The following is an 11,429-nucleotide window of genomic DNA, read 5'->3' as shown; positions in this document are numbered from 1 at the left end:
GTTTACACGCCTTCGGTCATAAATTTGATTGCTGCTTCAATTTCATCATCAGAACAATCACCACAGGTACCACGTGGAGGCATAGAGCGGATACCTTCAATGGCATGTTTCTTCAGTATATCCATGCCTTGGGCTAAACGTGGTTTCCAGGCTGCATCACCTTTTTTCGGCGCATCTAAAGCACCGGTACCATGACAAGCAAAACAGGCACCTTGGTATACTTGCTCACCCGTGCGTGGGCCTTTAGGTCCGGTATCTGCAGCAGCCTGAGCACCAGCCAGGTACACCTGACCTACGGGTTCAAGACGTTTTTTCAGAGCTTCGTTGTCAGCTTCCTGCGCAGCAACGTTGGCTATTGCAGCAGTTGCCATTAGCACTAAGGCGAAAGTGAATTTTTTCATCTGGATAATCCTGTCAATAAGCCATACAAAAGTTAAGGCATTATAACGCCGTGATGCTTCATAGTGGAAGCCCCTGTATTTGTTGGTATTTAACTTAGCCTATCTTGGGTAAAATTTGCAGCCAAAAGTTGCTTATAACTGATCAATCTGACAGACATTTTTTTCAGTTAAAAAAAATTCAAAACAGGACTGTGCAAAGAAAATCTTTGTGGTAGTCTGTTTTCCCACTTTGATTGTCTTACGCTGTCGCCTTTTTCGACGGGTAACCAAAGTGAGATAATTTTCCACAAAATGGAATAATAAGAAAAACAATAAGGGAACCTGTAGTATCACCTTTCTTTTTCTTTTAAATACATAAACTTAATCATCAAGCACCGGAATCTCTCTGCAGATCTTCTGGGTGTTTCCTATGGTCTGTCCACAAAGTTATCCACAGCTTTTTCGTATAAAAAAGTATCAACTGAGGCAAGAGCTTGCCATTAATAAAGCCGCAGCCTCAACGACTAAGGCGACAGAGCTACAGCTGGCTGATCCAGCCCTGTTGTGGCATGCTTATGCAAAACATTTAGGGATCCTTATCATGGTTGTTATACCGGACAATCCTCTTATTTTGGTCGACGGTTCTTCTTATTTATTTCGCGCTTATCATTCGCCACCACATCTGACTAACTCCAAAGGAGAGGCCACAGGCGCTATTTATGGCGTGGTCAACATGCTGAAAAGTTTGTTACGCCAGTATAAACCCAGTCAAATGGTCGTGGTATTTGATGCGAAGGGACCAACTTTTCGCAATGAAATGTACAGCGAATACAAAGCCCATCGCCCACCCATGCCCGATGATTTGCGTAGTCAAATAGCGCCCTTGCATCAAATTATTGAAGCTATGGGCTTACCTCTGCTTTGTATCAGTGGTGTTGAAGCGGACGATGTTATTGGTACTTTGGCTGTGCAAGCCAGTCAGCAAGGTCGTCATGTATTGATATCTACTGGCGATAAAGATATGGCTCAGTTGGTCGACCAACATGTCACCTTAATTAATACCATGACAGATACCATTTTAGATCCTGCTGGTGTGGCTGAAAAATTTGGTGTGGGCCCTGAACTCATTATCGATTATTTAGCCCTGATGGGAGATAAAGCTGACAATATTCCTGGGTTACCTGGTGTAGGTGAAAAAACAGCTTTAGCATTACTGCAAGGCATAGGCTCAATAGATAAGCTTTACCAACAACTGGATCAAATCGCCGCACTGAATTTCCGTGGTAGTAAAACCATAGCGGCAAAAATGCAAGAATTTAAAGAGCAACTGACCTTGTCATATCAGTTAGCCACCATCAAAACCGATGTTGAACTCTCTCTTGACCCAACAAGCTTAGATATCAAAACACCAGATCAGACCAAACTGGCGGAGCTTTATGCCGCCTGTGAATTTAGACGCTGGTTGAGTGAAGTGTTAGCAGGGAAAGATACAGCGACCGCGGTTACAACGGAAGCAGCAAAAACCAAGGACGAACCAGCTGCAGAATCATCTGGCAGTGGCATTGACACCTCCAACTACCCATGTATTTTGACCGAAGCGGACTTTCAGCAGCTGTTAAAGCGTCTACCTGAAGTTGAACTGGTAGCTTTTGATACCGAAACCACCAGCCTGGATTATATGCAGGCCGATATAGTGGGTATTTCACTGGCCCTGGCAGCTGGTGATGCCTGTTACATTCCGTTGGCTCATGATTATGTAGGTGCACCTGAACAGCTGAGCCGTGACTGGGTATTAGCAGAACTGAAAAACTGGCTGGAAGATGAAAGCAAAGCCAAAGTGGGTCAAAACCTGAAGTACGATCAAAGTGTGCTCGCACGCCACGGTATCCAACTGCGCGGTATTCGTTTTGACACTATGCTCGAATCTTACATAGTCAACAGCGTAGCCTCGCGTCATGACATGGATTCTCTGGCACTGAAGTACCTGGGTCATAAAACGATCGGTTTTGAAGACATTGCAGGCAAAGGTGCCAAACAAATCACATTTAACCAAATCGCACTGGAACAAGCTTCACCTTATGCTGCAGAAGATGCTGATGTCACTTTACGCTTGCATCAGGCCTTATGGCCTATGCTGGAACAGCATTCTGGTTTACACAAAGTCTTTCGCGATATCGAAATGCCGCTAGTTCCTATTTTATCCGCAATGGAACGTACCGGGGTTAAAATTGATGGCAACTTGCTGGCACAACAAAGTCTGGATTTAGCCAAACGGATCAGCGAGATAGAGCAACAAGCTTATCAGATGGCCGGGAAAGAATTTAACCTGTCCTCGCCTAAGCAATTACAGGAAATCTTATTTGAACAGATGGGCTTACCTGTGTTGAAAAAAACGCCCACAGGCACGCCATCCACAGCAGAGGAAGTTCTGGCTGAACTGGCGCACGATTACGAGTTTCCAAAACTTATAACAGAACACCGGGGCCTGAGTAAGCTTAAATCGACCTACACCGATAAACTCCCGTTATCTGTTAATCCAGTCACAGGCCGGGTACATACTTCTTACCATCAGGCTGTGGCTGCTACGGGCCGCTTAAGCTCGACTGAGCCCAACTTGCAAAATATCCCCATCCGCAGCGAAGAAGGCCGTCGTATTCGTCAGGCGTTTATTGCTGAGCCTGGCAAAACTATTCTGGCCATCGACTATTCGCAAATTGAATTACGCATTATGGCGCATTTATCACGTGACCCTGCTCTGCTCAATGCTTTTGCTCAAGGCAAAGATATTCACAGAGCCACAGCTGCTGAAGTCTTTGGTGTAGCGCTGGACCAGGTCAGTGCAGAACAACGCCGTCGTGCTAAAGCGGTGAACTTCGGTCTGATTTATGGCATGTCAGCTTTTGGTCTGGCACGCCAGTTAGGTATCAGTCGGGGCGAAGCTCAGCAGTATGTTGACCTTTATTTTGAGCGTTTCCCTGGCGTGTTGGGTTATATGGAACGTACCCGTACCCAGGCGCACGAACAAGGTTATGTTGAAACTCTATTTGGCCGTCGTTTGTATCTGCCGGAAATTAATGCCAAAAACATGGCGCGGAAAAAAGGCGCTGAGCGCGCCGCTATCAATGCGCCTATGCAAGGCACTGCGGCCGATATTATTAAGATGGCGATGATCAAAGTAGCAGCCTGGCAAGACAAACAACCTGAGGGTGTTGTTGCTATGATTATGCAGGTACACGATGAACTGGTGTTTGAAGTGAAAACCGAAGAGCTGGAACGGGTCAGTAGGGAACTGGTTGAGATTATGCAAACTGCAGCATCACTTGATGTACCTTTGCTAGCAGAAGCTGGTTCTGGCCCGAACTGGGATCAAGCCCATTAAAAAAAATGGAATCCGGCTGAACTTAGTAAAAAACAGCCAGTCTTACTAAGTGTGTAAATGCCCATTCCTGGTAGTTTGATTTTTCGCCCCAACTTGTTTGGGGCTTTTTTATAACTATTTTTCATTTTGGAATCGTGATCGATCAGATACAAAAAATAGCTAGAGCGCTCTTTCCTCAGCTATTCCCACCTGCAGTGCACAATTTTAGGATAAAAAGCCTCTCAAGCATTGGTAATTAAGCTACATTTTTTCAAATTAATGACGGTCTCACTAAATATTTGTAGTTTAATTACAGCTCTTCACTTGCTTTTTTAATCAACACTTGTAGAATCAATTTCGTAGGGTACAGAGGTAAGATGTTCTATCTTTCAGCACTAATCAGCTTAAATGCTTATTTAGTGACCAGAAAGAAAGGCTTATTTAGCCGCCCCACTGCTTGCAGTGGGGCGTTTTTTTTGTCTGTTGATCAGAAAAACTGAAATAAAATTAGATTTTTTAGAGCAAATACTTCAAACATTCATAATTTTATGTATAATGGCGTTGTCTTGTTAATCCAAGACACCCTGTTGATTTGAAATTATTGAATAGCTTCTCCCCGTTTGCTATGACCGGCCTCCTCAAAAAAGGCCGGTTTTCTTTTTTCAGGCCTACAAAAACCCATCACTCTACCCATCGAACAACCATTCTCACAATTTTTTTTCCTAATGCCTCCGAGGTCAGTTACCGTTACTGCAAGACCGTCGAAAATGGACAAAAAAAAGCAGAGACTATGCTCTGCTTTTCAGAAGTTCAGGATTTTTCTACAACTTATTCTTGTTCGGCACTAAACCACTGATCCAGTTTTTGTTCTAACTCAGGCAAACCTAATTTAGTCAGAGAACTGAATACCTGCACCGTCACGTCGCCCATAAAGGCCATCGAAGCTTCAGTCACTTCTAACAACACTTTTTTACGTGGCCCCGGACTTAATTTATCAGCTTTGGTCAACAGTAGCAGAACTTGCAAATTACTTTGCACTGCCCAATGAATTAAATCCTGGTCTAAGTCTTTCAATGGATGGCGTATATCCATTAAAACCACTATGCCTTTTAAACTCTGGCGTTTCATCAGGTATTCGCTCAGGGCTTTTTGCCATTTTTCTTTCACAGCTAAAGGCACTTTAGCAAAACCATAACCTGGTAAATCGATCAGACGCTGGTTTTCAGCTAATGCAAAGGTGTTAATTAGCTGAGTACGACCAGGCGTTTTACTGGTACGGGCTAAACCATTTTGCCGCGTCAGCGTATTTAATGCACTGGACTTGCCGGCGTTTGAACGACCAGCAAAGGCAACTTCGATACCTGTATCTGCGGGCAGAGCCTTAATATCAGGGGCACTGGTCAGAAAAGTTGCTTTCTGATAATTGATGATCGCTTTGTACACTGTCAGCTCCGGCTGTAAATTTGGCTATAGTGTAACGGATCCTGAAGATCCACAGAAGCTTTACTGTGATTTATGGGATTCTATCTGCGCAAGATTCGTGTAAAATAGACATAAAATGTAGGGTTATTCAATTTGGTTGCCAGATCACTGGCGGTTCAACGCGGACAGAGACGGAAAAAAAATGAAAAAATTCGCACTTCCACTCACGCTCTTTTTAGGGTTAATCAGTACAGCTTATGCAGCCGATGGGGATGCTGAAGCAGGTAAAGCTAAATCCGTAACTTGTGCAGCCTGTCATGGCATGGACGGGAATAGCCCAACCGATTTATATCCAAAAATTGCTGGTCAACATGCTGGTTATATTTTTAAGCAATTAAAAGAGTTTAAGCTCGGCGCAGCTACAGGTGGTAAAGAAGGTCGTAACAATGCTGTGATGGCCGGTATGGTTGCTGCTCTATCTGAGCAAGATATGAAAGATCTGGCAGCGTATTACTCTAGCCAAACTATGAAAGAAGGCAGCACGCCGGAAGATGTAGTAGCTAAAGGTGAGAAATTATTCCGCGGTGGTGATATGGAGCGAGGTGTTACAGCCTGTATCGCTTGTCATGGTCCACGGGGTGTTGGTCATAGCTTAGCTGGCTTTCCTAAAATCTCTTTCCAGCACGCGGCTTACGTAAAAACTCAGTTGGAGTCTTTCCGTAATGGCTCACGCGCCAATGACATGAACGGCATGATGCGTGACGTTGCTAAGAAACTGACTGACGAAGATATTGAAGTTCTGTCTAAATATGTGGGTGGTTTACACTAGTAGCTCTTTGACTCTGCATAAAGCCAGGCTCCATGCCTGGTTTTTTTATCTCTGCAACGCCATCCGCACCAATCACCAGCTGATTATGTTCTATTTGTGAGATATGACTCACGCGACCTAAAAACCACAAAACAACAACCTAACCAATTGATTTATAATAATATTACAAAAAAGTTCAATTTTTTTGTATTTTTTTTATACCGTTGTATTGCCATTCTGAAAAATCGGAGTAGATTTAAGTCCGTTACATTTAGTAACGTTTAAAAACACGGAAAGCAGGCACGGAAAGCAGCAGTGCATCGGTACGTTTTTTCAGCATCAAGATGATGACAATGTGTATTTTACACAGCGCATGGAAGGACCACTAAGTATCAGGATGATCGCGAATAATTATTTTCATAGGGAATTTGCGTAAAAATATAGGGAATTTGTGCAGACAGGGTGTTGAACTCCCGTCAGGACGACTTAAAGCAGATTATGTGTCGCGCTAGACACCTTATATAGAGGGCGGTAACATCTTACACCGCCCTTTTTATTTATCCTCACCATGAATTCAGTTTGCCCTTTATGCCAGCATTCACAAATCCAGCCTTTTTGCAGCGATAAAAGACGTGCATATTTTCAATGCCAGCAGTGTTTTTTAGTCTTTGCTGATCGCACTAGCTTGTTGACTGCCGAACAGGAAAAAGCTCAATACGATTTACATCAAAATCAATTGGACGACCCAGGCTACCGCAAATTCTTATCTCGCTTATCTGTGCCTCTGCTGAGCAGCCTCACGCCTGAACAAAACACCGGATTAGATTTCGGTTGTGGCCCCGGGCCTTTATTAGCGCAAATGCTCAGCGAAGCAGGTAAACAGATGCAAGTCTGGGATCCTTTTTATGCAGCAGAGCCACATGCTTTGCAGCGAAAATATCATTTTGTCAGTTGCACTGAAGCCATAGAACATTTCATTAATCCGGCGAAAGAATGGAGTTTATGGCTGGATTTACTATTGCCGGAAGCTGTGTTGGCCTTGATGACCAAACGTTACACAGACCAAAGCAGCTTCAGCAACTGGCACTATAAAAACGACCCCACCCATATCAGTTTTTTCCACCAGGACACTTTTGAATTTTTGGCGAAACGGGATAATTTCACTGTGAATTTTCCGGCCGATGACGTAGTTCTATTTAAAAAACGAAATACCTAGGTTTTCTGACATAAACTGGTTAAAATACGCGCCCTTTTTTGTAGGTAACACATAATGACCCGGATTAAAAAAACTCGCACCTCAGGCCCACTTGGTACCAGGCACAGACCGGCTGAAGAAGCCCGTCAGGATCGCACGCGCGCGCCTGAAACCAAAAAGAAAGGTGCAGGCTTAAAATCCGGTAGTCGCCATTCTCCGTCCGCTGAAGATAAGCAAAAGCAATCAGGCAAAGGCTCTAAAGATCCGCGCCATGGCAGTAAGAAGCCTATTGCTTTAATAGTGACAGAAGCAGAACAAAAGCTGATGGCTCAGCCAAAGCAGTTCAAGCCAGTGGTACAACTGAGCAAAGCCAAAGAACCGGAAATGCCACCAGAACAGGAATTAGCGCTGCTCGAAAACGATGAGAAGTTGCTGGAATTACTGGACCTGGTCGATAAAGGCGAAATCCTGACGGGTAAAGACGCGAAGTACTTTAATGCCAAAACGGCACGTCATGCGGAGCTTGTTGCCCTGTTAGGTTTAGATCAGGAAAACGAAGCAGAGGAAGACGAGGATCCGTTAGCCAAATTAGAACGTACTGATTGGCGTAAAGAATTTTTAGGTGAATAGGGGATAAAGTTTGACCTTCAACTGGATACTAGCCACCTTAGCGGCAGTTTTGATTATTGCTGGCCTGAGTTTTTACCTCGGTCGTTTGTTGTGGCTCATTCAACAACAAAAATTAAAGCAGCAACAGGTGGTTGACGCTAAAAACGCTGACCTGACGCAAAGCATAGTATTGATTGCCAAAGCTATGCGCGAAGAGCAGTGTGAATTGTCTGAAGGCGCATTGCGGATTTGGGTATTGCTGGACCATCTGCAACTCCCCAATAAACCCGATGCAGTACAGAGCTACCCTGGCTTGTTTAAAATGTATGACGTGGTCAAAGATATGCCGACTCATCAGGCGCGCAAAGAGCGGGATAAAAAAGAAATCCGCCATCTGGATCACCTGCGCGAGCAAGCGGAAATTGATTTAAAGGCTGAAATAATGGCCGACGTACATAAGTTGCTGGAGTTTTTCCATCACCAGCAACAGAAGTAGAAAAGGCAGCTAACGCTGCCTTTCTTATTGTTGAACTGCTGTTATTGCTTGTACACAACTCCGGCTTTCATCACAAAACTGACTTTCCCCATCAGCTGAATATCTTGCAACGGATCGCCAGGTACTGCCACTAAATCAGCCATCTTACCCGGTGTTACAGACCCCAGTTCCTGTTCTACTTTTAGCAAGCGGGCTGAGTCGATAGTCGCAGCTTGTATAGCTTCCAATGCTGGCATGCCGGCTTCAGTCATAAAAACAAACTCACGCCAGTTGTCGCCATGGGCACCCACTCCTGAATCTGTACCAAAAGCTATTTTGACGCCTTCTTTGTAGGCGTCAGCAAAGGTCTGCTGAATTTTAGGGCCTATAGCTAAGGCCTTAGGACGAACTAACTCAGGGAAGAAGCCTGGCATCGCAGCTTTTTCAGCAGCCCATTTGCCGGCACTGATGGTGGGCACATAATAAGTGCCATGTTTTTTCATCAGTTTCATCGTAGCTTTATCCATCAAAGTACCGTGTTCTATCGAATCCACGCCCGCCTCAATGGCTCTGTCCATGCCTTCTTTACCATGCGCATGCACAGCTACTGTCATACCGTAGTCTTTAGCCGTCTCAACAATAGCTTTTAACTCTTCACTGTTAAACTGCGGGTTCGAACCACTTTTAGCCACACTCAGCACGCCACCTGTGGCCGTGATTTTAATAAGGTCTGCGCCCTCTTTATAACGCTGGCGCACCGCTTTGCGAGCCTCATCCGGACCATTGACCACGCCATCTTTTGGACCAGGATCGCCCATCAGCGCATAAGCTACGCCATTAGTCGGGTCTGCGTGCCCACCTGTTGTAGCAATAGATTTACCCGCTGTGTAAATACGTGGACCTTTGACATACCCCGAGTTAATAGCTTTACGCAGCGCAGTGCTGGTGTGATGGGTATCCCCCAATTCACGCACTGTAGTAAAACCTGCCATCAGGGTTTTTTCGGCAAAAGTAGCGCCACGTAAGGCCACATCGGCTTCATTTAGTAAAAAATCTTCGGTGTAGGAGCCCGGCCCCATTTGACTGGAGAAGTGAGTATGCATATCCATTAAACCAGGCATCACCGTATGATTTTTTAAATCTATAACCTGATCACCGTTGGCCGGTGTTTTATAACCAGACTCCACGGCTAAAATTTTGTCATTTTCCACAATCACAGTCTGTTGTGTCAGCACTTTGTTTGTGTCAGCAGTAATGAGTTTACCGGCATGAATTAAAGTAGCGCCCTGCGCAGTTCCTGCTATCAGTAAAGCGCTGGTGATAAAGCTAAGTTGCAGTTTCATTCTATCTCCTGGTGGATAAACACAGCTTTTTCCAGCTGCTTTACATCGACTATGAAACAGGAATGTCAAAGCAGCAAGCACAGAAAAAATGAATGCGATACAGAGCCTTAGATCTGGGATTAACGGTTAGTCCAAGGCACCAAGCTCAAAACTGAGCCCTGCAGAGCTGATCTGCAACACATCTTTGCCATTGCACTCCACAACAGAGGCTAACTCCACCAACTGATAATAGGTATTTCTGCTGAATTTAGCCGTCAAGCCACGCCATAACCGCATATAAGGCAGTAACTGACCGTCCTGTTGTTCCTGCAAAAATAACGGATATTCAGCGCCAATTAATAACTGCTGGCCTAAGTTGGTGGTCGCTATCAGAACAGGATCGGTTCCCTGTTGTTCCAGCGCTAAAATCAGAAAAGCTGCGTCTTCCACCTGGATCCGGACTTTTTCCACAGGTGTCAGCAAAAAGTAGTCTTGCTGTTGCCGGGTTAGTACAGAGGCAAAAAGCTGAATCAGTTCAGGACGCTGAATTTTAGAGTCCAGATAAAACCAGTCACTGTGCCGATCGATACGAATAGGGATATCACCGCAAAAAGCTGGATCCCAAAGTTCCACAGGGGCTAAATGGGGCTGCTGCAAAGATAACTGTAGTTGTTTTAAATCCATGATGATGCAACTAAATAAACAAGAACCTTGCAAAGCATAACAACAGAATGGCTTCAAGGATATTTGTGAGAACTAGTAGTTTGGGATTATGGATGTCTGCTGAGGATAATTGGGGTGACTGATGGGGCTCGAACCCACGACAACCGGAATCACAATCCGGGACTCTACCAACTGAGCTACAGTCACCACAAGCGGCGCGGATTCTAGCGAAATTCTGTGATGAAGCAAAGTTATTTTTTACGAAACATAGCGCAAAGGCCCGTTCGGCTTGGGTCGGGCTGTTGATTATGCTAGGGTATGGCCGTCAGATGAACCGATATTGATGAGACCAGCGGCTCGAAAATGGAGAAAAACATGCAACAATTCCTGGATTTTCTGGAACAAAATCAGCAATTAATTTTAAGTTACAGCGTCAAAGTTCTGGTCGCTTTAGTCATCTTATATCTGGGTCGCTGGCTCTCAAAAAGTCTGACCCGCATGCTGGAAAAAGCCTTAATTCACCGCAAAGTAGACAGGGCTGTCGTGTCATTTTTAAGCGGAATTATTCAAGCCGCCATTATGGTCGCCACCATCCTGATTGCATTGTCTCAGGTCGGCATTCAGACCGCGTCTTTTATCGCCATTTTAGGTGCCGCAGGTTTAGCTATAGCTTTGGCCTTGCAAGGTTCGTTATCCAATTTCGCATCCGGCGTACTGATTATTTTATTCCGCCCTTTCCGAGCCGGTGACTTTGTCGATGCGGCAGGTGTTTCTGGTGTGGTAGAAAAAATAGAAATCTTTCAGACAGTGCTGAAAAGCCCTGACAATAAACGCATTATTGTGCCGAACTCGCAAATTACCGGCTCGGCTATAGTGAATTATTCAGCCGAAAAAACCCGCAGAGTCGACTTAACAGTGGGCATTAGCTACGACTCTGATCTGAAAAAAGCCAAAGAACTACTGGAACAAATACTCAAAGCGGACAGTCGTATTCTGGCCGAACCCACTGCTGTCATAGCTGTTGGCGCTTTAGCCGACAGTTCAGTCAATATTTTAGTCCGTCCATGGGTCAACGCAGCCGACTACTGGCCTGTGTACTGGGACACTCTGGAAAAAATCAAATTGAGCTTTGATCAGCACCAGATTGTGATCCCTTTTCCACAAATGGACCTGCATTTCAAAAAGGAAAAATAACGC

Annotated in this window: 10 protein-coding genes and 1 tRNA gene; 6 read left to right on the top strand and 5 right to left on the bottom strand. The window is 44.8% G+C overall.

The window, feature by feature from the left end; genetic code table 11:
* Positions 1-2: 2 nt before the first annotated feature.
* Positions 3-401: a c-type cytochrome gene (locus tag IEW88_RS05495; RefSeq protein ID WP_053423031.1), complete on the bottom strand. Its 399-nt coding sequence runs from the start codon at positions 399-401 to the stop codon at positions 3-5.
* 580 nt (positions 402-981) lie between these two features.
* Here IEW88_RS05495 and polA point away from each other — a divergent pair.
* Positions 982-3,759, top strand: coding sequence for a DNA polymerase I (gene polA / locus IEW88_RS05490; protein WP_147903651.1), 2,778 nt, complete (start codon positions 982-984; stop codon positions 3,757-3,759).
* An 807-nt stretch (positions 3,760-4,566) separates the two neighbouring features.
* On the opposite strand, the gene yihA is transcribed toward polA, so the two are convergent.
* Positions 4,567-5,181, bottom strand: a complete 615-nt coding sequence (yihA, locus tag IEW88_RS05485) for a ribosome biogenesis GTP-binding protein YihA/YsxC (RefSeq protein WP_221411369.1) — start codon at positions 5,179-5,181, stop codon at positions 4,567-4,569.
* A 181-nt stretch (positions 5,182-5,362) separates the two neighbouring features.
* Here yihA and IEW88_RS05480 point away from each other — a divergent pair, with 181 nt between their 5' ends.
* The 4 genes from IEW88_RS05480 (at position 5,363) to IEW88_RS05465 (ending at position 8,268) form a co-directional block, all read left to right on the top strand.
* Positions 5,363-5,989, top strand: a complete 627-nt coding sequence (locus IEW88_RS05480; protein ID WP_053423029.1) for a c-type cytochrome — start codon at positions 5,363-5,365, stop codon at positions 5,987-5,989.
* 664 nt (positions 5,990-6,653) lie between these two features.
* The gene (locus tag IEW88_RS05475; RefSeq protein ID WP_229670317.1) at positions 6,654-7,184 is read left to right on the top strand and encodes a methyltransferase domain-containing protein; all 531 of its coding nucleotides are present in this window, start codon (positions 6,654-6,656) and stop codon (positions 7,182-7,184) included.
* Positions 7,185-7,238: 54 nt separating this feature from the next.
* A complete protein-coding gene (yihI, locus tag IEW88_RS05470; RefSeq protein WP_147903376.1) occupies positions 7,239-7,793 on the top strand; it encodes a Der GTPase-activating protein YihI in 555 nt (184 codons plus the stop codon).
* 10 nt (positions 7,794-7,803) lie between these two features.
* Positions 7,804-8,268, top strand: a complete 465-nt coding sequence (locus IEW88_RS05465; protein ID WP_147903375.1) for a DUF2489 domain-containing protein — start codon at positions 7,804-7,806, stop codon at positions 8,266-8,268.
* 41 nt (positions 8,269-8,309) lie between these two features.
* Here IEW88_RS05465 and IEW88_RS05460 read toward each other — a convergent pair whose 3' ends face one another.
* From IEW88_RS05460 to IEW88_RS05450, 3 genes are all read right to left on the bottom strand, one after another.
* Positions 8,310-9,590, bottom strand: a complete 1,281-nt coding sequence (locus IEW88_RS05460; RefSeq protein ID WP_147903374.1) for a metal-dependent hydrolase family protein — start codon at positions 9,588-9,590, stop codon at positions 8,310-8,312.
* 126 nt (positions 9,591-9,716) lie between these two features.
* The gene (locus IEW88_RS05455; protein WP_147903373.1) at positions 9,717-10,253 is read right to left on the bottom strand and encodes a DUF1285 domain-containing protein; all 537 of its coding nucleotides are present in this window, start codon (positions 10,251-10,253) and stop codon (positions 9,717-9,719) included.
* 110 nt (positions 10,254-10,363) lie between these two features.
* Positions 10,364-10,439, bottom strand: a tRNA-His gene (locus IEW88_RS05450).
* A gap of 168 nt (positions 10,440-10,607) precedes the next feature.
* Here IEW88_RS05450 and IEW88_RS05445 point away from each other — a divergent pair.
* A complete protein-coding gene (locus IEW88_RS05445) occupies positions 10,608-11,426 on the top strand; it encodes a mechanosensitive ion channel family protein (protein ID WP_147903372.1) in 819 nt (272 codons plus the stop codon).
* The last annotated feature ends 3 nt before the right edge of the window (positions 11,427-11,429 follow it).

Source organism: Rheinheimera tangshanensis (genome assembly GCF_014645135.1).
In the GTDB taxonomy this organism is placed as follows: Bacteria; Pseudomonadota; Gammaproteobacteria; order Enterobacterales; family Alteromonadaceae; genus Pararheinheimera; species Pararheinheimera tangshanensis.
The sequence above is the reverse complement of the archived record's forward strand: the minus strand, read 5'-3'. Positions and strand labels throughout refer to the sequence as shown.

Coding starts and splice junctions, on each gene's coding strand:
- IEW88_RS05445 (WP_147903372.1), top strand. CDS start 10,608: ATGCAACAATTCCTGGATTTTCTGGAACAAAATCAGCAATTAATTTTA.
- IEW88_RS05460 (WP_147903374.1), bottom strand. CDS start 9,590: ATGAAACTGCAACTTAGCTTTATCACCAGCGCTTTACTGATAGCAGGA.
- IEW88_RS05495 (WP_053423031.1), bottom strand. CDS start 401: ATGAAAAAATTCACTTTCGCCTTAGTGCTAATGGCAACTGCTGCAATA.
- yihI (WP_147903376.1), top strand. CDS start 7,239: ATGACCCGGATTAAAAAAACTCGCACCTCAGGCCCACTTGGTACCAGG.
- polA (WP_147903651.1), top strand. CDS start 982: ATGGTTGTTATACCGGACAATCCTCTTATTTTGGTCGACGGTTCTTCT.
- IEW88_RS05480 (WP_053423029.1), top strand. CDS start 5,363: ATGAAAAAATTCGCACTTCCACTCACGCTCTTTTTAGGGTTAATCAGT.
- IEW88_RS05455 (WP_147903373.1), bottom strand. CDS start 10,253: ATGGATTTAAAACAACTACAGTTATCTTTGCAGCAGCCCCATTTAGCC.